This is a genomic window from Candidatus Phycosocius bacilliformis, assembly GCF_003112735.1.
Classification (GTDB): Bacteria; Pseudomonadota; Alphaproteobacteria; order Caulobacterales; family Aquidulcibacteraceae; genus Aquidulcibacter; species Aquidulcibacter bacilliformis.
Genome location: NZ_BFBR01000005.1, coordinates 249,256 through 270,876 on the forward strand (window position 1 = coordinate 249,256; position 21,621 = coordinate 270,876).

The 21,621-nt window shown below is 57.7% G+C and carries 26 protein-coding genes, 2 tRNA genes and 2 rRNA genes (1 of these 30 only partly in view); 15 read left to right on the forward strand and 15 right to left on the reverse strand.

The features are described from left to right. The first annotated feature begins 10 nt into the window (after positions 1-10). The 8 genes from PbB2_RS09795 (at position 11) to PbB2_RS09830 (ending at position 4,008) form a co-directional block, all read left to right on the forward strand. Positions 11-283, forward strand: coding sequence for a hypothetical protein (locus PbB2_RS09795; protein WP_108985132.1), 273 nt, complete (start codon positions 11-13; stop codon positions 281-283). Continuing rightward, on the forward strand, positions 283-708 hold the full coding sequence (locus PbB2_RS09800; RefSeq protein WP_108985133.1) for a DUF5360 family protein: 426 nt from the start codon (positions 283-285) through the stop codon (positions 706-708). Before PbB2_RS09795 ends, PbB2_RS09800 begins: the two co-directional genes overlap by 1 nt. A 90-nt stretch (positions 709-798) precedes the next feature. Continuing rightward, positions 799-924 (forward strand): type B 50S ribosomal protein L36, encoded by a 126-nt coding sequence (gene ykgO, locus PbB2_RS09805; protein WP_108985182.1) that lies wholly within the window; start codon positions 799-801, stop codon positions 922-924. Positions 925-930: 6 nt separating this feature from the next. Beyond that, entirely contained in the window at positions 931-1,548 is a 618-nt protein-coding gene (locus PbB2_RS09810) for an HAD-IA family hydrolase (protein WP_108985134.1), read from the forward strand. Between the two features lie 93 nt (positions 1,549-1,641). Then, positions 1,642-2,247, forward strand: a complete 606-nt coding sequence (locus PbB2_RS09815; protein WP_133245774.1) for a tetratricopeptide repeat protein — start codon at positions 1,642-1,644, stop codon at positions 2,245-2,247. After that, on the forward strand, positions 2,244-3,233 hold the full coding sequence (locus PbB2_RS09820; protein WP_108985136.1) for an alpha/beta fold hydrolase: 990 nt from the start codon (positions 2,244-2,246) through the stop codon (positions 3,231-3,233). The genes PbB2_RS09815 and PbB2_RS09820 overlap by 4 nt, the downstream gene beginning before the upstream one ends. Positions 3,234-3,302: 69 nt before the next feature. Next, complete coding sequence (locus PbB2_RS09825) at positions 3,303-3,587, forward strand: DUF2312 domain-containing protein (RefSeq protein ID WP_108985137.1); 285 nt, start codon at positions 3,303-3,305, stop codon at positions 3,585-3,587. A 7-nt stretch (positions 3,588-3,594) separates the two neighbouring features. Next, positions 3,595-4,008 carry a hypothetical protein gene (locus PbB2_RS09830; protein WP_108985138.1) on the forward strand — a complete coding sequence of 138 codons (414 nt, stop codon included), beginning with the start codon at positions 3,595-3,597 and terminating at the stop codon, positions 4,006-4,008. Positions 4,009-4,420: 412 nt separating this feature from the next. Here the strand turns inward: PbB2_RS09830 and PbB2_RS09840 are convergent, their stop codons facing one another. The 8 genes from PbB2_RS09840 to murA all read right to left on the reverse strand — a co-directional run bounded on the left by PbB2_RS09840 (position 4,421) and on the right by murA (position 10,495). Continuing rightward, on the reverse strand, positions 4,421-5,248 hold the full coding sequence (locus tag PbB2_RS09840) for a transglycosylase SLT domain-containing protein (protein WP_108985140.1): 828 nt from the start codon (positions 5,246-5,248) through the stop codon (positions 4,421-4,423). Between the two features lies 1 nt (position 5,249). Then, positions 5,250-6,023, reverse strand: coding sequence for a HesA/MoeB/ThiF family protein (locus tag PbB2_RS09845; RefSeq protein ID WP_108985183.1), 774 nt, complete (start codon positions 6,021-6,023; stop codon positions 5,250-5,252). A 76-nt stretch (positions 6,024-6,099) separates the two neighbouring features. Next, complete coding sequence (locus PbB2_RS09850) at positions 6,100-6,351, reverse strand: hypothetical protein (protein ID WP_108985141.1); 252 nt, start codon at positions 6,349-6,351, stop codon at positions 6,100-6,102. Positions 6,352-6,403: 52 nt separating this feature from the next. Next, a complete protein-coding gene (locus tag PbB2_RS09855; RefSeq protein ID WP_108985142.1) occupies positions 6,404-6,853 on the reverse strand; it encodes an arsenate-mycothiol transferase ArsC in 450 nt (149 codons plus the stop codon). A gap of 5 nt (positions 6,854-6,858) precedes the next feature. Then, positions 6,859-7,329: a UPF0262 family protein gene (locus PbB2_RS09860; protein WP_108985143.1), complete on the reverse strand. Its 471-nt coding sequence runs from the start codon at positions 7,327-7,329 to the stop codon at positions 6,859-6,861. Between the two features lie 71 nt (positions 7,330-7,400). Continuing rightward, positions 7,401-8,711, reverse strand: coding sequence for a histidinol dehydrogenase (hisD, locus tag PbB2_RS09865; protein WP_108985144.1), 1,311 nt, complete (start codon positions 8,709-8,711; stop codon positions 7,401-7,403). A 71-nt stretch (positions 8,712-8,782) separates the two neighbouring features. Then, positions 8,783-9,217, reverse strand: coding sequence for a DUF2948 family protein (locus PbB2_RS09870; RefSeq protein WP_108985145.1), 435 nt, complete (start codon positions 9,215-9,217; stop codon positions 8,783-8,785). Continuing rightward, the gene (gene murA / locus PbB2_RS09875) at positions 9,218-10,495 is read right to left on the reverse strand and encodes a UDP-N-acetylglucosamine 1-carboxyvinyltransferase (protein WP_108985146.1); all 1,278 of its coding nucleotides are present in this window, start codon (positions 10,493-10,495) and stop codon (positions 9,218-9,220) included. A 257-nt stretch (positions 10,496-10,752) separates the two neighbouring features. Here murA and PbB2_RS09880 point away from each other — a divergent pair, with 257 nt between their 5' ends. Then, positions 10,753-13,119, forward strand: a complete 2,367-nt coding sequence (locus tag PbB2_RS09880; protein WP_108985147.1) for a TonB-dependent receptor — start codon at positions 10,753-10,755, stop codon at positions 13,117-13,119. 99 nt (positions 13,120-13,218) lie between these two features. Here PbB2_RS09880 and PbB2_RS16085 read toward each other — a convergent pair whose 3' ends face one another. Further along, the gene (locus PbB2_RS16085) at positions 13,219-13,365 is read right to left on the reverse strand and encodes a hypothetical protein (RefSeq protein WP_192576278.1); all 147 of its coding nucleotides are present in this window, start codon (positions 13,363-13,365) and stop codon (positions 13,219-13,221) included. Positions 13,366-13,461: 96 nt separating this feature from the next. Between PbB2_RS16085 and PbB2_RS09885 the strand changes: the two genes are divergently transcribed. Then, positions 13,462-13,536, forward strand: a tRNA-Thr gene (locus PbB2_RS09885). A 52-nt stretch (positions 13,537-13,588) separates the two neighbouring features. On the opposite strand, the gene pyrC is transcribed toward PbB2_RS09885, so the two are convergent. Continuing rightward, complete coding sequence (gene pyrC / locus PbB2_RS09890; protein ID WP_238164958.1) at positions 13,589-14,656, reverse strand: dihydroorotase; 1,068 nt, start codon at positions 14,654-14,656, stop codon at positions 13,589-13,591. A gap of 167 nt (positions 14,657-14,823) precedes the next feature. On the opposite strand from pyrC, the gene PbB2_RS09895 reads away from it, so the two are divergent. The 4 genes from PbB2_RS09895 (at position 14,824) to PbB2_RS09910 (ending at position 17,087) form a co-directional block, all read left to right on the forward strand. Continuing rightward, complete coding sequence (locus PbB2_RS09895) at positions 14,824-15,501, forward strand: crotonase/enoyl-CoA hydratase family protein (protein WP_108985149.1); 678 nt, start codon at positions 14,824-14,826, stop codon at positions 15,499-15,501. An 11-nt stretch (positions 15,502-15,512) separates the two neighbouring features. Further along, positions 15,513-15,962 carry a ribose 5-phosphate isomerase B gene (rpiB, locus tag PbB2_RS09900; protein WP_108985150.1) on the forward strand — a complete coding sequence of 150 codons (450 nt, stop codon included), beginning with the start codon at positions 15,513-15,515 and terminating at the stop codon, positions 15,960-15,962. 215 nt (positions 15,963-16,177) lie between these two features. Further along, complete coding sequence (locus PbB2_RS09905) at positions 16,178-16,633, forward strand: GNAT family N-acetyltransferase (RefSeq protein ID WP_108985184.1); 456 nt, start codon at positions 16,178-16,180, stop codon at positions 16,631-16,633. A gap of 88 nt (positions 16,634-16,721) precedes the next feature. Further along, on the forward strand, positions 16,722-17,087 hold the full coding sequence (locus PbB2_RS09910; protein ID WP_133245775.1) for a hypothetical protein: 366 nt from the start codon (positions 16,722-16,724) through the stop codon (positions 17,085-17,087). Positions 17,088-17,167: 80 nt separating this feature from the next. Here the strand turns inward: PbB2_RS09910 and PbB2_RS09915 are convergent, their stop codons facing one another. After that, positions 17,168-17,551 carry a DUF4345 family protein gene (locus PbB2_RS09915; RefSeq protein WP_192576279.1) on the reverse strand — a complete coding sequence of 128 codons (384 nt, stop codon included), beginning with the start codon at positions 17,549-17,551 and terminating at the stop codon, positions 17,168-17,170. Between PbB2_RS09915 and PbB2_RS09920 the strand changes: the two genes are divergently transcribed. Beyond that, positions 17,543-18,304, forward strand: a complete 762-nt coding sequence (locus tag PbB2_RS09920) for a helix-turn-helix domain-containing protein (protein ID WP_133245776.1) — start codon at positions 17,543-17,545, stop codon at positions 18,302-18,304. The two genes, PbB2_RS09915 and PbB2_RS09920, sit on opposite strands and share 9 nt — an antisense overlap. A gap of 287 nt (positions 18,305-18,591) precedes the next feature. Here PbB2_RS09920 and PbB2_RS09930 read toward each other — a convergent pair whose 3' ends face one another. The 4 genes from PbB2_RS09930 to PbB2_RS09945 form a co-directional block, all read right to left on the reverse strand. Further along, a complete protein-coding gene (locus PbB2_RS09930; protein ID WP_238164959.1) occupies positions 18,592-20,532 on the reverse strand; it encodes a DUF4209 domain-containing protein in 1,941 nt (646 codons plus the stop codon). A gap of 446 nt (positions 20,533-20,978) precedes the next feature. Beyond that, positions 20,979-21,055: transfer RNA gene (locus PbB2_RS09935), tRNA-Met, on the reverse strand. A 77-nt stretch (positions 21,056-21,132) separates the two neighbouring features. Then, positions 21,133-21,247, reverse strand: a 5S ribosomal RNA gene (gene rrf / locus PbB2_RS09940). A 94-nt stretch (positions 21,248-21,341) separates the two neighbouring features. Next, positions 21,342-21,621, reverse strand: a 23S ribosomal RNA gene (locus PbB2_RS09945); it runs 2,510 nt beyond the window's last position.

Consider the following 21,621-nt stretch of genomic DNA (forward strand, 5'->3'; position numbering starts at 1 on the left):
GTGTGCCGTCATGAGATTCCTGATTGCCCTGCTCCTGATCCTGGGGGCTCTGTTTTACTCCAACCCGACCGAGCAACGCCTGCGCCAGGTGATGCGCGAGCAGGACAAATTGAGCTTGGATGCAGCAAGCCTCCTGCCCATCAAGCGCACCAATTATTATTTGGCCTCCAAGTTCGAGATCAATTACTTCGTCGGCAAGACCACGTGTTGGGGTGCGGCCTATGCCGTGATCATCTGCCCGGATCAGAAGGCTAAGTCCAAATCCGACAAGGACAAGGGATAGTGTCTACCTCGCTGAAATGGGCCCTGACGGCTACCGACATCGCCTTTCTGATCTATTGGAGCGTTGCGTTGCTGGAATGCCTGGGCCTGATCAGCATTCCCAGCGAGTGGCTTTATGCCCATGCCCATGATCCACGGGTAGTAGCCTGGAACTGGTCATTCTTCCCGCTCGACATTGCATTTTCCATCACAGGCCTGTGGGCTGTACGTGCCGCACGCCGCCAAGACCCGATCTGGCGGCCCATGGCGCTGATTTCGCTGATTCTCACCATCGTGGCCGGGGGCATGGCCTGCGGCTATTGGCTGCTTTTGGGTGAAGTCGACGCCCTATGGTTTTCGATGAATGCCATTCTGGTGGTGTGGCCACTGTTGTTTTTGCCCGGACTTGTTCGGGAAATGGCCGTAAATTCTGCGTCTGCGAATTGACTTCTGCCCCGCTGGAACGTATCAGCCGCGCTCTCTTGAAGACATCACCCTCAACGCGCGGCTGTGCGCACCATCCTTTGGAATACGACCATGAAAGTGAAGAGCTCCATCAAGTCACTGAAGACCCGCCATGCCGCGTGTCAGGTCGTGCGCCGTAAAGGCCGGGTCTATGTCATCAACAAGGTGGACCCCCGCTTCAAGGCCAAGGCAGGCTAAGCCAGCGTGCCTGCGCCCGTTTGCGCAGTTCTTTTCGATTATGGCAATGTGCTGGTGGGCTGGTCGCCCCGCCAGCTTTATGCGCGTCTGATTCCAGACCAAGATCGGCTCGATTATTTCCTGACTCATGTCTGTCCGATGTCGTGGCATATGCTGCACGATGAGGGCACACCCATGGATGTGACCATCCCCGCACGCCAAGCTGCGTTTCCCGATTTTGCCGACGAGATTGCGGCCTGGAAGACTGGCTTTGCCGATATGATAACCGGCGAGATTACGGGCTCTACCCAATTGGTCAGCGAACTGGCCGCTGCCAACATTCCTCAATATGTGCTGACCAATATGCCCACTGAGATGGTCCAAACCTGTTTTGGGCCTTTCGACTTCCCCCGTCACTTTGCCGACATCATCGTCTCTGGTGATGAAAAGACCGCCAAGCCGGGTCAACGGATTTTTGACATATCATTGGCCCGCATGGGCAATCTCAATCCGGAGGATGTCTTCTTCACCGATGATTCGCCGGCCAATATTGAGGCTGCCCATAGCTTGGGCTTCAAGACCCATTTGTTCACCGACCCCAATGCCCTACGCCAAGCGATGCGGGATGCAGGCCTGCCAGTTTAGGCAGCGATTTTAAGGCCGGGTCATCGCATGAGGCGGCACCCGGTTTGACTTTGCCAACCGGTCGAGGTTAGCGGAGTGGCGAAGGTCTTACCCATGCGCTTTCTGCGACTTCTGCCTCTGTTGTTACTCTTGCCCGCCGGTTCGGTACCCCCCGGCAGTCTAACAGCAAGTGGGCAGGAAGTGGCCCCTGCCCCGCCGATTGCCTATGACCCGCCACCGGATCAAAAGCTCAACCAATTCTATGCCGCACTTGCTCGCAGTGCTTCACCAGAAGAGGCAGCCCGTTATGAGGGGGAAATCTACCTCATCCTGACACGCCATGCCTCGCCCACCATCAATCTCTTGATGCAAAGCGCCAGCACCGCGCTGGAAGCAGACGACAAAGAGACCGCCCGGACTGCCTTAACCTCGGTCGTGACTTTGGATCCAGATTTTGCCGAGGGTCTCACACGGCTTGCCACCATTGCCTATGATGATGGGGATTATGCGCAGGCCGAAAGCCTGCTCAAGCGAGCCTTGCGTCAAGAACCCCGCCATTTTGCAGCTTGGGCCGGCCTTGGCTTGGTACGCGAGGACATGGGTAACTTTGCGGGAGCTGCAGCGGCTTATCGTGAGGCGCTCTATTATCACCCCTATCTGGACGCAGCCAAACGCGGCTTGCTGCGCATGCAAACCCGACTGGAAGGATTGTCGCTATGAGCCATGAGCTGCTTGCCAAGATAGCCCCCTATCTGGTGCTCTTGGCGGCCCTTTGCCTGTTTATGGCGCTGTCGATCATGTTGCGGCTGGCCTTGATCCAACGCTCATGGCCGCCGATTGGCCGGTTTGTCACAGCCCGCGGCGTCAAGGCCCATGTCATCGAACACGGCAGCGGACCAGAAGTCCTGATGGTGCATGGGGCGGCATCGAATGCGCGTGAACTGATATCCGCGCTGGGCCACAAACTTGACGGTCTGCGCTTAATCGCCCCTGACCGGCCAGGTCTGGGCTATTCAGAGCGGCCACCAAAAGCCCAGAATCTGGGCGAGCAAGCAGCCTTTCTGGCCGATATCTTGCGCCAGAGCGCATCGGGGCCGGTTGTGGCGGTCGGCCATAGCTGGGGAGCGGGTGTGATTTTGCGGCTGGCGCTCGATCATCCCGAACTGGTCAAAGCCCTTGTCCTGCTGGCCCCGGCCTCCCACCCGTGGAAACAGACGCGAAACTGGCTCAACAGCTTGGCCGTGATCCCGGTTCTGGGGGATATTCTGGCTTGGACTCTGCCGCCCCTGTTGGGCCCAAAACTGGCCCCCAAAGGCATTGCGCGCGGCTTTGCACCTGGCCCGGTAGAGCCCGCGGATTATGGTGAGCGTATCGGCACCCCGCTTTATTTCCGGCCCAAAAGCTATCAGGCCAATGCGGCTGACATGGTGGTGGGCAGCGCACAGATGGCAGCCCAAGCGGGGCGTTATCGAAGCCTGAAACTGCCGGTCTCGATTGTCTCGGGCCAAGGCGACATCATCGTTTTCAACAGCATTCATGCGGCAGGACTTGCGCGCGATCTGCCCCATGCCCAATCCTACCGGGTGGCGATGGCCGGGCACATGCCCCATTGGGTCGATCCTGACCTCGTGGTGGAGATTATTCGCGCCTATGCGACCGACCGGGTTCCAGCGCCAACTTCTTCAGAGTTTCGTGCAGAGGCCTGATTGCACCTTCGCGCCCGTGGGCTAGAAGGGACTGGCGTGATCACCCACCCCCGATTTTGAGGTATTCCCATGTATGATGCAGACGATGCGACCAATCCTGTTGCTGCCCCCCAAGCCCTGACATCGGCGTCGAAGGAGAAGCTGCGCCAGTTTGTGGCTCGGATTGAAACATTGGAAACAGAAAAGACCGAGCTGGCTGAGCAGCTCAAGGAAGTCTATGGCGAGGCCAAGTCGTTGGGTTTTGATACCAAGGCGCTGCGGGCCGTCATTCGCCTGCGCAAGCAGGACGCCAATGACCGCGCAGAAGCTGAAATGATGCTCGACCTTTATCTGGAAGCCGTCGGCGAAATCTGAGGCTGACATGGCGCGCCGGGTCGATCCTGCCCTGACCAAGCGCGCGCTGTCGGCCCTGAAACGGGCTGCAGAAAAAGCAAGATCGAGCCAAGAGGGTCTGACAGACTGGGAAACTGAATTCTTGGGCTCAGTGGAAGAACGCCTGACCCGCTATGGCTCTGCCTTCCATGATCCCGATAAGGGTCAGTTGAGCGCACCTTTGTCACTGCGCCAAGGTTTGAAGGTGCGCCAGATCAGCAAAAAAGCTGAGCGTGAGACCGCCCGGCGGGAAGCAATTGTCGGCGAGGATGAGGCTGAACCGGCAAAAAAGCCGACGGCAAAGCCGCGAAAAGCACTGACCAGCAAAAAGCCCTTAAAGGCCAGCCAAGGCATTTCCCGGCGCACGGGCCTTGCCCGCAAAGGCTGGCGCCGTCCGGGATGATAGGGTGTTGTGGATGTTCATTTCCACTTGGAACCGCTTTGGTGAAACCTGTGTTTCACCAAAACGGATGGTCGAGTTTGAGCGCGACATCTGGGTCGTCAAGTGTCGGTTTTCTTCGAAAACCGATCGCACCGCGCCGCAGCAAAGCTGCGCACTTGACCACCCAGCTGTCGCCATAACAATTGAGAGTGCGGTTTGGTGACCAGATTGGGCACCAAAGCGCTTCCAGATCAGAATACTTCCAAAAACGATGTCATCCCCGCCGGAGCGATAGCGCAGAGCGGGGACGTCCTCGCGCCTGTGCGCCACAAGGTCCCGGATCGGCTGCGTGTCCGGGATGACAGCCTGTTGGGAAACGGGACCTCCTCCCCCGTAAACAGGGCATGACAGGAGGACACGATATCCACACTGACTAATCAGCTTTCGGGGTCTTCTTGGTCTTTGCTGGCGGCAGAATCCAATCAGGCTTTTCCGAGTTTGGCGCGGGGGGCGTACGCGGGGCAGTTTTTGGTTTGGCCTTTGGGGCCGTTTTGGGCTGCGACTTGGATTGGCCGGCTGGTGGATCGGACTTCGGCTTGGCCACCGCCTGCTTGGGTTTGGGTTTGGGTGCTTCGGCTGGTAAAGCGCGTGCAGACTTGCTTGGCTCAGGTGTCACCCGGTCAGGTTTGGCACTTTCAACGTCTGAGCCGGGCTTTGGCTCAAAACCGCAGGCTGCAAGCTCCTCATCATGGGAACGGGCGACCTGTTCCAATCGGTTTGCCAAACGGCGCGCATAAGTGGGCGCACCTCGGCGATAGCCACCTTCACCCAATTTGTAGATCAGATACTGGGGTGCGAAATGGTCGCGCTTGACCCCGGTACGCGCCTCCATCGTCGTGAAGTGCCAGCCGACAAAGTCGACCGAGAGCGCAAAATTACTGCGGGAACCCGAACTGCGTCCTGTCTCGCGAAGGAACCAATTCCACGTGCGCAGATTGGCCTGCGCAAAGCCAAAATTACGCACCGAATTGGCGTCAACCGCGCCGGCCCCTTTGGCATAGGCATTAAAGCGGCTTTCCTGATCAATCACCGTCAGGAGACTGCCGGGACTGACCTTCCAGGTTCGCGACGCAGAGCGCACAGCCTCCGCCCAATCAGGATTGCGCGACAAGAGGGCACACATGTCGTGGGTCTGGGCCACGGCAGGCCCCACCCACAGCCCGGCAAAAGCCAAGCCGGCCATGGTAATCCAACGGATCATATCACCCGGCCCCGCAGCACGGACAGGCAGGATCGGCAGCCAGCTTTACTGTGCGACTGCTGCCTGCCAGACCATCCAACATCCACAACCGCCCCATCAAAGGTGAGCCCGCCTTGGTCAACCATTTGATGGCCTCCAGCGCCATCATGGATCCAATCACACCGGTCAAAGCCCCCACAATGCCCATTTGAGCACATGTCTCGGCTTCAGGTGGAACTTCAGGCACAAAGCAGCGGTAACATGGCCAAGCAGGAACGCCGGGCTCCTTACGGCTGAGGCCGGAACCAAACATAGCCACTTGCCCGTCCCATCGCCCAACCGCACCCGACACCAAAGCAATGCCCAAGTGATGACAAGCCGCATTGACCGCAAAGCGGGTGGCGAAATCATCGGTTCCATCCAGCACCAGATCGGCCCCGGCAATCAGCTGTTCGGCATTATTGGCATCAAGGCGTTGAACCACGGCCTCGACCTCAATCTGGGGGTCCAAAAGTTGAAGAGCGGTTTGCCCTGCACGGGCCTTGTCTACCCCGACATCCTCGGTGTGGAAGAGGATTTGGCGCTGGAGGTTGGATAGTTCCACCACATCGGGGTCGATCAAGATCAAGCGGCCAACACCTGCGGCGGCCAAATACATGGCCGCAGGAGCCCCCAAGCCACCGACACCCACCAAGGCGACGCTGGCCTCAGCCAAACGCTTCTGCCCTGCCCCACCCACCTCTTTGAGCAAAATATGGCGGGCGTGCCGATCAAGGCGGACAGATCCTGTCTTCATGCGCCCATCATGGCCTTGCCGGCCCGTCATTGCAAGCCGACCACCCGGCGCCTCACGCCAACCGGCCGCGGTAAACTTAGTCTGGACTGTCACGCCCACGCGCCAGCATGGCCAAAAGCGCGTCAATTCTGGCTTGGCGTATGTTGGCTTGTTCTGCTGCCATCGCGGCCTGATGATCTTGGTCGGGCCAAGTCATCGTCTCGGCACGCGCAATCAATTCGTTTATGGCATAGGCCTCAGGACCGCGGCCTGCGGCCACAGCCTGTTCAAGGCGGCCCATCAGAATGGCCAACACGGCTTGACGGGTTGGGCGGGGGGCGCGTGCCATTGCCGGACTTTAGGGACTAAATGCAACGGGTCCGATAAAATTCGGCCAGAACCTAGCCCTCTGCCCGCAGCATGGCAAAGCGTTTGGCAATCTGCCGGTCCAGCGCATCGCGCACATCACGATAGCTGTCCATCCGACTATCGCGGCTGCCTTCAATGGCCGAGGGGTCAAGCGTCGGCCAATATTCAACTTCCACCGCCAGATGACGCGTGTATTCGAGGGCGCGATGGTGGGCTTGCGGGGCCAAGGAGATGATCAGGTCGAAACTATCATCCTCCAGATCGGCAAACGTCTTGGGACGATGCTTCATAATGTCCACACCCAATTCGTCCATCACCATCACCGCCATGGGATCCACAGCTTCGGCTTTGCGCAAGCCGCAGGAATCCACAAACACACGCGTGCCAAACCGCCGCTTCATCAAACCCTCAGCCATGGGTGAGCGGATGGCATTCATGGTGCAGCAGAACAGGACAGATTGAGGTGGGCGTTCCAATGGCACCGGCGTTACAGCCTGACATGCAACGCACAGATCAGCGTGAACAGACGCCGGGCGGTGTCGAAATCAAGGCCGACCTTGCCTTCCAGCCGCGTTTCCAGAAGCCGCGAACCCTCATTGTGTAGACCGCGGCGGCCCATATCGATTGCTTCGATCTGGGTTGGTGTCGCCTGGCGGATGGCTTGATGATAGCTCTCGCAGATCATGAAATAATCTTTGATCACCCGCTTGAACGGCGACAGCGACAGGATGAAGACCCGCACATCACTGCCATCAAGCAGCTTCACATCAAACACCAGTTTTTGGTCCACGACGGACAGGACAAGACTATAGGGCCCATCAGGGCCGTCGATGACATCGAAATGATTGGCCTCAAGCAGGTCAAAGATCGCGACGCGGCGCTCATGCTCGCCATCCGCAGTTTGGGCGGCAAGGGATTCCTCATCGAGGCGGACATCGGCGATACGGCGGTTGCTCATGACCTAACCTTGCAAGAGCCTGCCTGCAGGTTCAAGACCCAGCAACAGGCCCACGCCCATCACGAGCCGCGTCAAGCTGGATCAAGCCCGGCAGCTTTCAACCGCAAGGCGATGCTGGCGGCATGGGCAGGCAGCCCTTCAGCTGTCGCAAGCGCCACACCCGCTGGCCCAATGGCGGCCAAGCCATCAAGACCTGTTCCCATTAATGTCGTGCGCTTCATGAACATATGGGTGCTAAGACCCGACGCCCAGCGCGACCGCCCGCCGGTTGGCAACACATGATTGGGCCCGGCCAGATAATCGCCCAAGGCTTCCGGGCTGTGGCGACCCAAGAAAATCGCCCCAGCATGGCGCACAAGGCTGGCCAAATGATCTGGATCATCCGTGGCGATCTGCAAATGTTCGGGGGCGCCCTGATCACTCAAAGCCACGGCATCCACCAGTTGATCCACCACGATGACAGCCCCATAGGCTGGCCAGGACTTGGCAGCTTCTGGACCGGCACCACCTTGGGCGATCATAAGGTCAACCGCCTCCAATACGCGCTGGCCGAAGGCAGCATCATCGGTGAATAGGATCGATTGGGCCACCGCATCATGTTCTGCCTGCGCCAAGAGGTCTGCGGCGATAATGGCGGGATCATTGCGGCCGTCGGCAATGATAAACACCTCTGACGGTCCAGCCACAGAATCAATGCCAACGGTGCCAAATACCAGCTTCTTGGCCGTGGATACCCACGCATTGCCCGGCCCGGCAATCACATCAACCGGGGCGATGGGGTCTGCCCCATAGGCCAAAGCAGCAATGGCTTGAGCCCCGCCTACGCCATAAATCTCATCAATCCCGGCGATCTTGGCTGCTGCCAAAATGGCTGGATTCTCATGCAGACGGGCCGGTGGCGTCATCATCACCAGCCGTTGGACCCCGGCTGCTTTGGCAGGAAGCGCATTCATCAGCACCGAGGACGGATAGGCCGCAAGACCACCGGGTGCATAAAGGCCAGCAGCATCCACCGGCGTCCAGCGCCACCCCAAACTCAAGCCCTGTCCATCCTGCCAGCGGGCATCTTCAGGCCGGGCGCGGAGGTGATAGTCAAGGATGCGCTCGGCGGCGAGTTCAAGAGCGGCAATCACCTGTCGGTCGCACGCCGCCATGGCCGCATTGACCGCGGCGGGACCTATCCGAACGGTCTCAGGGGTTAGAGCAAAGTTGTCAAACCGCGCGCTGAGGTCGGCCAAAGCGTGAAAGCCGCGCGCTTTCACATCCTGGATGATCTGGCTGACCACAGCCTCAACGCCATCAACGGCCTCACCCCGGGTTTGGAGCAGAGCGCGATAATGGGTCGAAAAATCAGGGGCGGAAGCCAAAAGGAGGCGGGTCATGAGCTTTATCTAGCGCGCCAACAGGGCTTTGGGGAGAGTAACGACCCTGCCTTGGGCAGCGATGGGGCAGCTTAAAGGTCGTGGCGGGGGCGGGCGACGGCCTCGCGCGGTTCACTCAGATCAGCCAATGTGATGTCGATACATTCGGCTTCAAGTACGATCTCGCCCCCATCGGCCAAGCTTAAGCGCAGCTTGCCGCCGGGGGCTTCACCGGGTTCAAACAGGATGGCCAACAGGCTGGCAAACGCGTCGCGGCGGCTTTGGGCCACTTTACGCGCCTGAACAGCAAGAATGCCCTCAAACGACAAAACCGCCCAGACGCGCTGGCCAGCACCTTTGCGCGGCGGAGCTTCCCAGACAAAGCGCTGCAATTTGATGGCAAAGCGCCGTTTCGCCGGCGTCCAGGTCGCATCGGCAACCTTGAAAATGCCGTCCTGGACCGCAGCCGACAGGATTGGCAGGTCTGCCTCGTCTTGCGCCAACAGCCGCAGCTTTGCGTGGACCACTTATTCCTCCGAACCCGACAGACGCCGGATTTGCGCGCCACAGCCGGATAATTTGGCTTCCAACCGCTCAAACCCGCGGTCAAGGTGATAGACCCGCGAAATAATGGTTTCGCCTTCGGCCATCAAGCCAGCAATGATCAGTGAAACCGAGGCGCGCAAGTCCGTGGCCATCACCGGCGCGCCGCGCAAGGTGTCAACCCCGCGCACCACCGCCTCAGAACCGCGCACCGAGATATCGGCCCCCAAACGACGCAATTCCGGAGCATGCATATAGCGGTTCTCGAAAATATTTTCCCGGAAAATCGACGCCCCATTGGCGCGGGTCATCAGGGCCATGACTTGAGCTTGGGTATCGGTTGGGAAGCCGGGATAGGGCTGGGTGTCAATGTCCACTGGCTTGATTGGCACGGCGGGATCACGGGTGATTTTCACCCAATCTGGACCCACCTCAACCTCAACCCCGGCACGCTGCAAGACGTCGATCAGCGAGGAGATGGTTTCCGGCACCACATGGGTCAGTGTCACCTCGCCCCCGGCTGCAGCTACACAACAGGCATAAGACCCCGCTTCAATGCGGTCGGGGATGACGCTCCAAGTCGTGCCTTTGAGCTCATCCACACCCTGAATACGCAAGGTCGATGTCCCAATCCCGTCGATCTTGGCCCCCATGGCCACCAAGCAATGGGCAATATCGCCAATCTCGGGCTCACGTGCAGCATTTTCCAACACGGTTTCGCCTTTGGCCAAAGTGGCGGCCAACATGGCATGTTCAGTCGCGCCCACCGAGACAAAGGGAAATACGATCTTGGCCCCTTTGAGGCCGCGTAAGGCAGCAGCCTTCACATAGCCGCCTTCGATGACAATATCGGCCCCCATGGCTTCAAAGGCTTTCAGGTGCAAATCGACAGGTCTGGCCCCGATCGCGCACCCACCGGGCAGCGACACTGTGGCGTGACCAACGCGGGCCAAAAGTGGGCCCAATACATTGAAGGTCGCGCGCATCTTGCGCACCAGATCATAGGGCGCAATCGTGCTGGTGATGTCTTCTGCATGCATGGACAGACGCCCGCTGGCCTTAGGCCAAAAGCAGGTCACGCCCAATTGCTCTAACAGCTCCACCATGAAGCGTGTGTCGGCCAGCTCCGGCATATTGGTCAGCACCAGCGGCTCACTGGTCAACAGGCTGGCAGCCTGCAGCTTGAGGGCGGAATTCTTGGCGCCGGAGATGGGAATCGAGCCTTTAAGCTGCGTCCCGCCGACAAGGGCAATACGATCCATGGGGTAAAGGTTCCGGCACGTGAAACGGGGTCTTTGCTTATGACAAGCTCGTCGGCTTTTTCAAGGCAATGGCATGCAGGAGATGCGCTCAAATCGGACCGCTTGGCAGGAGATCAACCAAAAGTCGCTTTGGGGGACGTGTAACAGGGCTGTAACTCAAACTTTTTGAAAGCGACACGCAGACGTCGCGCATTCGTCATTGAGCCTGCCTAAGCCGCCCTTCTGGACCACATGCGATCCGAACGAAGGGGACTGATATGACCAACAAGACCATCCTGCTGACCTCTGCCTGTCTGGCCAGTCTGCTGGCAGCCCATCCGGCTTTTGCCCAGTCGAGCCCGGAAACCAGCACCACAAGTGACCCCCAACAGGCTGAAACCATCGTGGTTTACGCCACAAACAGTTCGCGCCAGACCCAATCGGTAAGCGCATCTGTCATTGCGCTGGCCGCACCTGGGATCAGCCCCCTCAAGGCGATTGAACGTCTGCCCGGCGTCAATTTCCAATCGGCCGATGCTTTGGGCAATTATGAATGGTCAACGCGGATTTCAGTGCGCGGCTTCAATCAAACACAGATGGGTTTTACCCTTGATGGCGTTCCTCTGGGCGACATGAGCTATGGCAATCATAATGGTCTGCATATCTCACGCGCGATCATTTCTGAGAACATCGCCCGCGTCGACCTAAGCCAAGGGGCAGGCGCGCTTGGAACAGCCTCAACCTCTAATCTGGGCGGCACACTGCAATTTACCTCAAAATCAGCCGGAGAAGATTTTGGCGGCCAGGTCAATCTGTCCTCCGGCAGCGATTCCTTAGCCCGCGCTTACGGTCGCCTCGACACGGGTACGCTTGACGCTTTGGGCGGTGGCAGGGCTGCGCTGTCGTTTGCCACCACCCGCCAGGATAAGTGGAAAGGCGTTGGTGAGCAGAATCAGGACCAGATCAATCTGTCCTATGTTCAGCTGATTGGTGCGGCAAAGCTTACAGCGGCGTATAATTGGTCGGACCGGGCAGAAAACGATTATCAAGACCTCAGTCTCGAGATGATCCGGCGTCTGGGCTATAAGTGGGACAATGTTTCGGGCAATTATGCCTTGGCCAACCGCTTGGCCGATATTGCCAATAATCGCGGCGAAACTGGTGCAGCTGTCACCAATGCCGGGGCTGGCACGACCTATCCCAGTCCGATCACCAGGGTGGATGACGCCTATTTCGATGCGTCCGGCCTGCGCAAAGATCATCTGGCTTATCTCAAGCTTGAGACGCCTTTGACGGCCAAAGTCGATCTGTCCGCCAAGATCTACCATCATGCCAATGAAGGTCAGGGCATCTGGTTCACCCCGTATGTCGCAACCCCGCTTGGGGCTCCTGACGGCAATGGCAGTCCGATCACCGCCCCCGCGCCATTGTCCGTACGCACCACCGAATATGACATTGCGCGCACCGGTCTGACAGCAGCGCTGGCGATTGATGCGGGGGCCCATCAGGTCAGCACTGGCATCTGGGTCGAGACCAACCAGTTTGATCAGGCGCGCCGCTTCTATGGTTTGGCACGGGCGGCCAATAACCGCCCCTCGTTGGACTTCATGACCAATCCCTTCTTCACCCAATGGGCCTATCAGTTTGACACCACCACCCTGCAATTCTGGGTACAGGACAATTGGTCCGTGAACGATGATTTGACAGTCAATCTGGGCTTCAAGTCGGTGCAAGTGACCAATGAAGTGGCCACAGTCACGATCAATAATGCCGCCCCAACCTCATCCAATGGCATCACCGGCAAGCTGCGCACCAGCCAAGCCTTCCTGCCACAGGCTGGCTTCACCTATGATCTGGCACCGACGAGCCAGCTGTTTGGTACCTTGTCGCGCAATGTCGCAGCCTATGTGTCAGCTGCCACCGCAGGGCCATTCGCCTCGCGCAATCAGGCCAATGTGGATGAAGTGGCCCGCAGTCTGGACCCCGAGGAATCCACCACGGCAGAATTGGGCTGGCGGGTTCGCGGTGATGGCTATCAGGCGTCGCTTGCAGCCTATGCGGTGCGCTTTGAGAACCGCCTGCTGGCGGTTTCCCAAGGGGCCGGGATTGTCGGTAATGCGCCGGTTCTGTCCAATGTGGGCGCAGTCAATTCGCTGGGTCTTGAAATGGCGGGCGTCTATCAAGTGAGCGATGACCTTGATCTGTTCGGCTCAGTGACTTGGAACCAGTCAGAATATGCCGACAATGTCGTCAATCGTGCAGGCACCATTATCGCGGCCACCAAAGGCAAAAAAGTGGTCAATACGCCTGAAATCCTGGTGAAGGGCGAAATCGCGTATGACAACGGGACGGTGTTTGCCAAGCTGGGCGCATCCTACACCGGCGAGCGCTTCTTCACGTATCTCAATGACAAGGCCAATGGTCAGGTTGATGCCTATACGCTGGCGGAAATCACTCTGGGTTATCGCTTCGAAGACGCAAGCCTGCTGAAAGGTGTGGAAGCCCAACTCAATATCACCAATGCCAGTGATGAGGCCTATGTCTCCACCATTGGCTCAAACGGCTTTGGTAATTCAGGCGACAGCCAGACCCTGCTGGCTGGGGCACCGCGGCAAATGGTGTTCACGCTGAAAAAGGCGTTTTAATCGCTGAGACTAAACAGGGCAGGCCGAGGATCACGCCAAGGCCTGCCCGTGCTGTTAGATTTAAGCGCGCAACGCGGTTCTGAACCAAGCAAATGCGCTTTAGTCATCCACTGTTTTGCGCGCGGCCTGTTTGCGACGTTTCAGATTGTCGCGCAAAGCAGCCTTCAGCCGCTCTTCCTTGCTGGGCTTGCTTGCCCCCTTGGCGGGGGGCTTGGACGGGGGTTTGATCGGGAACGATTCGTTCATGTGAAAATGATATGCGTCAGACCCCTTTTCAGAAAGGGGTAAGCGGGGTATCAGCGCGCCTTCACGCACGTGGGCGCACATTTGCCCGTGCCGGATGCCGCAGTAGCTCAGTGGTAGAGCGCATCATTGGTAATGATGAGGTCGCGAGTTCAATCCTCGCCTGTGGCACCAGTCCCTCCCGCAATGGCGAAAACCGCCAGCTCATTCGCCGGTTATTGGGCACCTACACGCATAGACGCCAGCCCAAAGTTTGCCCGGCATGGAAGGGTACGACTTGGGTGCCACCGGCAGCCAAGCGGGCGGGGACGTCGACTGGGGTCTTTTCCAGCACGATCTGGGTCTCATTGACGGGCAAGCCATAAAAGCGCGGGCCGAACAGGCTGGCAAAGCCTTCCAGCTTGTCGAGCGCACCTTCTTCCTCAAACGTCTTGGCATAGCTTTCAATCGCAAAAGGTGCGTTGAAAATACCCGCACAGCCGCAAGCGGATTCCTTGTCACCCACGGCATGGGGGGCTGAATCCGTGCCGAGGAAAAAGCGCGGCGAGCCCGACACTGCCGCTTTGCGCAGGGCAAGACGATGGGTCTCGCGCTTGGCTACGGGCAAGCAATAAAAATGCGGCCTGATGCCACCTTCGAACATGGCATTGCGATTAAAATCAAGGTGATGGGGCGTGATGGTGGCGGCGATGGGGTGATCAGCACTGTCGACGAATGCGACGGCGTCGGCTGTGGTTATATGCTCAAACACGATCCGCAATCCGGGGAAATCGGCCACAATGCGCGACAAGATCCGCTCGATAAACACCGCCTCGCGGTCAAAAATATCGACATGATTGTCCGTAACCTCGCCATGCAGCAACAAGGGCATGCCGATCTTCTCCATCCGCGCAAATACCGGATAAATCTTGGTGAAATCGGTCACGCCATGGCTGGAATTGGTGGTGGCATGGGCGGGATACATTTTGGCAGCGGTGAAGACACCAGTCTCAAAACCCAGCGCAATATCATCAGGATCGGTGTGATCGGTGAGATAGCAGGTCATCAGGGGCGTGAAATCAAGGCCTGGCTCAACCGCAGCCAAGATGCGGTCCCGATAAGCCGCACCGCGCTCAGTTGTGGTCACGGGTGGGGCCAGATTGGGCATCACAATGGCGCGGGCAAACTGCCGGGCGGTATAATTGACCACCGAGGCCAGCATCACTCCATCGCGCAAGTGCACATGCCAGTCATCAGGCCGCCGCAGGATGAGTTTTTCTGCGCCATCACCCATATGTTCGCCCTGCCCTGCCATTGCCGACTGCTCCCGATTGTCTGTGCGCCCGGATTAGACAGCCAGCCCCGACAGGTCAAATCACGGATACCGCCTTGTCCAAGACAGGCCGGTGGTTGACCCCGCTGGCGTAATCTTTTCTAGTCGCCCCGCATCGGGTTTGACCCGCAAGTTTAAGGAGCATCGGCATGAGTGCACAGGTTGAGTTCATTGGGGATGTGGCGCTGATCCGCATGGATGACGGCAAGGCCAATGTTATCAATCAGGCGATGGTGGCCTCCATCCACAAGGCTCTCGATGCAGCCGAAGCCAAGGCCAAGGCGATTGTGCTATCGGGTCGTGAAGGCCGGTTTTCCGGCGGTTTTGACCTGCAAGCTCTCACTGGATCAGGGCCAGAAGCGGCCATTGCCCTCCTTGATGCCGGCGCTTTGCTGCTGGCCAGGCTCTATGGCAATCCGCTCCCCGTGGTTGCCGCCTGTACCGGCCATGCCATCGCCATGGGGGTGTTTTTGCTCCATGCCTGCGACACGCGCGTGGGGGCCAGCGGGGCTTATAAGATCGGCGCGAACGAGACCATCAATGGCATGGTGCTGCCGATTTTTGCGCTGGAATTGTCCAAGGACCGGCTCAATCCGCTGCATATGACCAAAGCCGTTGTGCAGGCCCATATTTACGACCCAGAGGGCGCAGTGACTGCGGGCTATCTCGACGAACTGGTGCCTTTGGCTGAGGTGGAAGCCCGCGCGCTGGCGCTTGCCGCCGGCCTCGCCCAGTTGCCGGGCCATGCCTATCACGGCAATAAACTGGCCATTCGTGGCGCAAGCCTTGAACGCATCAAGGCCAGTATTGGCCGCCATCACGGCTGAGGGGGTGGGCGATGGGCCATGACAGACGCCTTGTGATCACCAGCGACCATGCCGCAATTGAGCTGCGCCGTGCGATTGTCGATCATGTGGTTGCCCAAGGCTGGGAGGTCGATGACATCGGCCCCAAAACCGCTGAAAGCACGCCCTATCCCGAACGCGGGGCCGAGGCTGCCCGGCTGGTCGCCGATGGCCAATATCGTTTTGGCATTCTGCTGTGTGGCACTGGCCAAGGCATTATGATGGCGGCCAATAAGATCAAAGGTGTGCGTTGTGGGGTCTGCCTTGATACGTTTTCCGCCCGCATGATCCGCCAGCACAATGATGCCAATATGCTCTCACTCGGCGCCCGCGTTGTCGGCCTGGGCCTTGCCCTTGAGATTGTCGACGCATTTTTGAGTGCCGAATTTGAAGGCGGTCGCCACGCAACGCGGGTCGAAATGATCACCGCTTTAGAAGGGTGATGGGGCTGTGCCTTACGGCGCTTAGAGGCATGAGGCTTGCCTCAAGTTTCCAACATCCCACCTCGCCATACCGTTTGCAGTCAAACCCCACGCTGTCTTGATCGGGGCGGGAGCCTATCTTAAAGTTTGGCACCGTCCTATGCTGCCCCATGTTCTAACAAGGGGTGCAAGGTGTTGCGTTTAAACGACAATTGTTGGAAGACCGCCTTCAAGCCATGATCCTCCGCCCCCTCGTGCCCACTGACCTCGACCGCATCTGTGATCATCGCGAACGCATGTTTCATGAGGCAGGGCGCGATCAGGCGCAGCTTGCGGAAATGACGGCTTCTTTCCGCATCTGGCTCGAACCACGCCTGGGAGATGGGCGCTATTTTGGCTGGATGGCCGAACAGGATGGACAAAGTGTGGGCGGAATCGGCCTGATGGTGATCGACTGGCCGCCCCACCCGAGCCATCCAAGCGATGATCGGCGTGGCTATGTGCTCAATGTCTATGTTGAGCCCGAGTGGCGCGGCCAAGGCATTGCCAAGCGCCTGATGGCCGCCGCCGACCAAGCCTTTGCCGCGCGCGGCATCGACTACGCAATCCTGCACGCCACCGCCGCCGGCCGGCCCTTATATGAAAAGCTGGGCTGGAGCCAAACCAGCGAAATGGCCAAACGACTCACATGAAAAACACGACCAATCCCCTCAACCGTCATTTCATGAAAGCATCGGGCAAATTCCTCGGCTAAAGTCGGGCTTAACCGAGGAGGAAATGATGGAGGTGGCACTAAAACTGGCGTGGCTAAGTCTTGCTGTGGTGCATGGTGCGCCCGCGGCGGTGGCATTGATGCCAGATTTGGTGACACGGCTTTATGGTGTGGCTCCAGGCGGTGATCTTGGCATCCTTATCCGTCATCGCGGTGCCCTGTTTCTTGGGTTGTGCGTTGCGTGCCTCTTGGCGGGCCTTGATCCGGCCGCACGGCGGGCCATCAGCGTGCTTGTTGGGATGAGCATTGTTGGCTTTCTGCTCATTTATGTGCAGGCTGGAGCCCCTGCTGGCCCCTTGCGCACCATCGCGCTGGTGGATTGTGCAGCACTGATCCCTTTGGCCTTTGTCATGGTCGCCGCTTGGCGGGCCTAACCCAACCTGCAGCGATGCTGCCCTTAGCACATGTCAGTGCTGAAGTGGCATGGACCTGGATGGTCCCCTTAGCCAAGCGATCAGCCGATCTTGGCCGCATAGAACAACAGCCCCGCCAGAATAACTTCAAGGCAGAGATAGAAAAGGGGAAAGCGGCCAATCTGGCGGTCAATTCCGGCCGAAAGAAGTCGGCCGCCGCCCATGCCCGCCAAAGCGGCTGCGGCGGTCAGGCAAATGCCGCTGCGCAGGTCTGGCTGCAGCAAGGCGGTTGCAAACATGGCCGCCATGGCCAGTCCAAACCCGCCATAAACGGCGCGCACCTCGTTTCGACCTGCTGGCGTCAAGGTTACAATGTCAAACTGGCGCGTCACGCGAATTGGTGCGACGATTGAACCCAGTCCCATCACGAGGGCCAGGATCAGGGCGAGAAAAATCGGTGCGTGGTGGAGATCAATATGGGTCATGCAGACAGGATAGACACACAAAAGCCGCCGCGCTTTCATGAAACGCCTGCGCGCATCATGATGGCTGGTGCACGTGCAGCCTATGTTGGCCCCGGCTTGGATCTCGCCCCCCATCGTACCGCGGTTGCCGTGATTGCTTTGGGTCTCGATCAGCCCTTTAGTCTGACTTATCTGGACGGGCCTTCCGCGCGCTCCGACGAAGCCAGCCGCTCAATAGCCCTCATCAGGCCCGGACGCCTGCATCATCTCACAAGCCGGGCCAAGATGGCCTTTATCTATCTGGATGCCTTGAGCGACGATTTTACCAGCCTTGATGAGGCGCGCCTTGAGGCTGCGGGCGACAGGCTCAAGGCTGTGCTGAGCCAAGAGGGCCGACTGGATGATCTCTGCGCCGCCCTTGACCTGCCGCAACATCGGCGAGCCGATCCGCGCTTGGCCCACAGCTTGCGGATGCTGGACCAACACCCCGATGCCTTCGCCCAGTTTGCGGACTTGGCACAGGCCTGCGGCCTCTCGCCATCTCACTGCCGCACCTTGTTTAAGCAAACAGCCGGGGTGTGTTTTCGTCGCTACCGCATATGGCGTCGCATGGCCAGCGTGGCCAAGTCCCTTGCCCTTGGCCACAGCCTGACAGAGGCCGCCTATGCCGCAGGCTTTGCGTCATCGGCGCATTTAAGCTTTGCGTTCAACAAGATGTTTGGCCTCTCGCCCACTGCGTTGATCAAGGCCGGCGTGAGGTTTGAGCTGGACTGACAGCCCCACCACATCACCGCCGCACGCGTTCGGGTTTTGGGATGGGTCTAGTGGTTGAGATTGCCCGTTACCAAGGTTCAGCGAAGGCAAAGATTCAAGACAAGATTGAGCGCTCCGAATGGCGCGTCACCTGCGCGCATTTTCAGCTTAAGGCTCGTGCAGGCAACATCATCAGATGTCTAAACGGGCAGCGATGCGCCACACCGAAAAGTTCCGACCTGCAAAGACTGACCTCCGACCTCAATGACAATAAGAATTATTGGACTATGGGAAAGATTAAAGGTGGTCTATGGCTTAGGATGGGAAGTTGACAACCCAAATAGCATCGCCGCTTCCGTAGACTTCAATTCTTTGCTGTAAGGAAAGAGGGGCAGAAGACAAAGCCGAAATATCAACCAGCATGCATATATCGCATCAGACCCGTAGGGGTCTCCGTCATGCATCAATCCGTGGGCAACTGCGTGCCGCAAATGAGGCCCTGGTTTATTGAGAAACAGACGCTCGATATCGCCAGCAATTTCCGTTGTAAGAACCCCTTCCAGCTCAGTCCGCATCTGCTCAAACAATGAAGAAATCGTTCGATCTTGCTGCGTCTGTGTCGCATCATCGAATATTGTCAGGTCGTATCCGTTGCCTTTCAGTATGTGACGAAGCGAATTTTCAAGTTGCGGCGTCAATATGTAAACCGCACTGACAAAGTCACCTTGGAAGAACCGCAAAAAGCCTCGCGCGAATGTCGCGATGAGATCAGATGGGACGAAAGGGCTGTGTTGTAGTAGCCATGCGAATGTGTCGTCACACAAATAATGTTGTTCAGCTATCAAGCGGCGCGCGGGCTCGATCATTCCAAATGCAACAATCTTTCTTCGAATTTCTTCAGCTTGCACGATGCGATGAAATGCTGCTGAGCGGGCGCTACCTTCGCCTATCCCAGCGCTTTGGGTCCGAGCTATAACCTTCCCGAAGCGATCCAAGTGTGCTGCTCCAAATAATGATGAAATCGGATGTTGTTGGATAGTCTCGACCGCATCATCAGCCAGCTTTTTTGGGTCGGGAGATTTCTCCAAATCAGCAAAAATAAAAAGCATATCGAATAGATCGGCCTGTCCGACGATCTCTTGGGCTATCTCCTCAATTTCTCGAAGATCGAGCTCCTGAGAAAATACAGACATCTCTTCAGGAACTTGAGCCTGTAGGTCAATTAACCGCTGACGAAGCTCTGTGCGCCTGTCCTTCTTACCGGGGAGACCATGAAGTTGAGCGATAGCAGAACTAAGAAAGTGCGCCGCTAGCATCGCCGATCCCTTCGTCTCTTGAGACACTGCGACCAGCTTTTCGGCAGCTTCGCTGAGGCAACGATTCTTGTCGCTCTCGCGTCTGGCGATGTGGAATGCTCGCGCTGCAAGTTTCCAGAGATCGACGACGATGTGTGGACTCGCTTCGTCGGGCAGCGGTTGTAACAGCATTCCTTCGATTGCCTCGCCAATCGCGGCAGGATCGGAAATGGCGAAATCAAGGTCGAGGTCACAGAACCAATGAATAGGAACGAGTGCGCGCGCTGCAATCGCTTGCTCGCGAATACGCCTAACGAGCTCCCTAGCAGAAACTGTTTCGGGCTTATCCCAGCCAATAGCACGCCCAATCTGCAAAGCTCTTCGAAGATAGTCGCAGGCACCGGACGTCAACGCTCCGCCCTCCGTAGCGAAGCGATACTTGAGCTCACCCCTTTCAGTCTTTTCAACAATTTCGACGTAGGCGGAGATCGCTGCCGCCGCTAATGTTCCCCGCTTCCTTTCAAGAAGCCAACAAACGTCCGAGAGTCGTGCCCGAAGCACACAGTTCTTCGCACGAACTGCAAGGTCAGCAAGCAGTTCAACATGCGCTCGAAAATCCGAAGTGATAGCAGACCTCCTGCCATCCGCGAATATCACCATGGGGCCAAATGGTTCATTTCGCTCATTGGGCTTGAGGTGCAAACCGGCAATCGAGGAGAGCATCGTCATCACTCGGTTCGACGCCGTTTCGTCCTGCGGTGCGGATTCGTCGCCGCGCTGACAGCTCGCGCGATATAAATCACTCAACTCGTGGCAATCAGCCGAGATCGATCCGGTCAATGGCGCTTCAAAATCAAGGTCCTTTGCGTCTTCGAGGGTTGCCCGAAGCCAGATGGGTACATTCAGTTTGTCGGAATCCTGAGGATGTTCTTGATGCGCTTCACTATCATTCATTAAGCAGTACCTTTACCCCTTTGCGTTGCAACTAATCAGTTAGCGGGATACCAACCTGTGTTAAATCGCCCGTTATTCGGCTGTTGGCACTTCTGGTGGCGGGAAGTGTTACGGACCGGCGCGGAATACCGCTTGACTATTTATTTCACCACACGTCGGCTGCAGTGCTACCATTTATCGGAAAAAGACAGAGACCAAGTCATTGGCTTGGGTAAGCCCATGTTCGTTCAGTAGCAAACACCAATTACGCTAACGCGTAAATTGATTCGAGAGATTTTTCACCCTTGTAGCGAGCCAAAAGCGGTTGTTCACCCAATAAGATCGAATTTGATTTCATGGATGCATGGGAACCACACCCAAAACCAGCAAAGGAGCGACGTTCACTTGTCAGGAATCAGTGGCCCAAGCGCAAAAAAGCCCCGCATTGGCGGGGCTGGCAGGACACTTGGGTGCGGGGGCAGGATTTGAACCTACGACCTTCAGGTTATGAGCCTGACGAGCTACCGGGCTGCTCCACCCCGCGACAAGTGGTATGGGAAGGTCTGATCTGACATCGTCTGTTAAAGGAAGGTTGTTTCAAGATACCAATGCATTCGGCAGACCCGGCAGCGACCTACTCTCCCGTGCCTTGAGACACAGTACCATCGGCCCTGGGGGACTTAACGACCGAGTTCGGGATGGGATCGGGTGGGGACCCCCCGGCATAGCCGCCAGGTCGGCGGAATGCACTCGTATCTTGTTCTGACATCGTCTGGAATGGCACGTTAAGTGCCGAAGAACGGCGCAGTCTTCACTGCGTATGAGATCGTAGGATCAAGCGATTGAGCGATTAGTACCAGTCAGCTTCAACCCTCGCGGGTCTTCCACACCTGGCCTATCAACGTGATGGTCTATCACGGCTCTCAATGAGACCTCGTTTTTAGGTTAGTTTCCCGCTTAGATGCCTTCAGCGGTTATCTAGTCCATACTTAGCTACCCAGCTGTGCCGTTGGCACGACAACTGGTCCACCAGAGGTATGTTCATCCCGGTCCTCTCGTACTAGGGACAAATCCTATCAAGTCTCGACACCCACGGTAGATAGGGACCAA

What these genes read in the sequence shown, in the direction of transcription:
- PbB2_RS09820 (WP_108985136.1), top strand. Translation starts at nt 2,244, where the DNA reads ATGAGCCATGAGCTGCTTGCCAAGATAGCCCCCTATCTGGTGCTCTTG.
- PbB2_RS09850 (WP_108985141.1), bottom strand. Translation starts at nt 6,351, where the DNA reads ATGGCACGCGCCCCCCGCCCAACCCGTCAAGCCGTGTTGGCCATTCTG.
- PbB2_RS09905 (WP_108985184.1), top strand. Translation starts at nt 16,178, where the DNA reads ATGATCCTCCGCCCCCTCGTGCCCACTGACCTCGACCGCATCTGTGAT.
- PbB2_RS09830 (WP_108985138.1), top strand. Translation starts at nt 3,595, where the DNA reads ATGGCGCGCCGGGTCGATCCTGCCCTGACCAAGCGCGCGCTGTCGGCC.
- ykgO (WP_108985182.1), top strand. Translation starts at nt 799, where the DNA reads ATGAAAGTGAAGAGCTCCATCAAGTCACTGAAGACCCGCCATGCCGCG.
- PbB2_RS09795 (WP_108985132.1), top strand. Translation starts at nt 11, where the DNA reads ATGAGATTCCTGATTGCCCTGCTCCTGATCCTGGGGGCTCTGTTTTAC.
- murA (WP_108985146.1), bottom strand. Translation starts at nt 10,495, where the DNA reads ATGGATCGTATTGCCCTTGTCGGCGGGACGCAGCTTAAAGGCTCGATT.
- rpiB (WP_108985150.1), top strand. Translation starts at nt 15,513, where the DNA reads ATGGGCCATGACAGACGCCTTGTGATCACCAGCGACCATGCCGCAATT.
- PbB2_RS09915 (WP_192576279.1), bottom strand. Translation starts at nt 17,551, where the DNA reads ATGACCCATATTGATCTCCACCACGCACCGATTTTTCTCGCCCTGATC.
- PbB2_RS09840 (WP_108985140.1), bottom strand. Translation starts at nt 5,248, where the DNA reads ATGATCCGTTGGATTACCATGGCCGGCTTGGCTTTTGCCGGGCTGTGG.
- PbB2_RS09860 (WP_108985143.1), bottom strand. Translation starts at nt 7,329, where the DNA reads ATGAGCAACCGCCGTATCGCCGATGTCCGCCTCGATGAGGAATCCCTT.
- PbB2_RS09845 (WP_108985183.1), bottom strand. Translation starts at nt 6,023, where the DNA reads ATGAAGACAGGATCTGTCCGCCTTGATCGGCACGCCCGCCATATTTTG.
- PbB2_RS09910 (WP_133245775.1), top strand. Translation starts at nt 16,722, where the DNA reads ATGGAGGTGGCACTAAAACTGGCGTGGCTAAGTCTTGCTGTGGTGCAT.
- PbB2_RS09895 (WP_108985149.1), top strand. Translation starts at nt 14,824, where the DNA reads ATGAGTGCACAGGTTGAGTTCATTGGGGATGTGGCGCTGATCCGCATG.
- PbB2_RS09920 (WP_133245776.1), top strand. Translation starts at nt 17,543, where the DNA reads ATGGGTCATGCAGACAGGATAGACACACAAAAGCCGCCGCGCTTTCAT.
- PbB2_RS09825 (WP_108985137.1), top strand. Translation starts at nt 3,303, where the DNA reads ATGTATGATGCAGACGATGCGACCAATCCTGTTGCTGCCCCCCAAGCC.
- hisD (WP_108985144.1), bottom strand. Translation starts at nt 8,711, where the DNA reads ATGACCCGCCTCCTTTTGGCTTCCGCCCCTGATTTTTCGACCCATTAT.
- PbB2_RS16085 (WP_192576278.1), bottom strand. Translation starts at nt 13,365, where the DNA reads ATGAACGAATCGTTCCCGATCAAACCCCCGTCCAAGCCCCCCGCCAAG.
- pyrC (WP_238164958.1), bottom strand. Translation starts at nt 14,656, where the DNA reads ATGGCAGGGCAGGGCGAACATATGGGTGATGGCGCAGAAAAACTCATC.
- PbB2_RS09930 (WP_238164959.1), bottom strand. Translation starts at nt 20,532, where the DNA reads ATGAATGATAGTGAAGCGCATCAAGAACATCCTCAGGATTCCGACAAA.
- PbB2_RS09880 (WP_108985147.1), top strand. Translation starts at nt 10,753, where the DNA reads ATGACCAACAAGACCATCCTGCTGACCTCTGCCTGTCTGGCCAGTCTG.
- PbB2_RS09815 (WP_133245774.1), top strand. Translation starts at nt 1,642, where the DNA reads ATGCGCTTTCTGCGACTTCTGCCTCTGTTGTTACTCTTGCCCGCCGGT.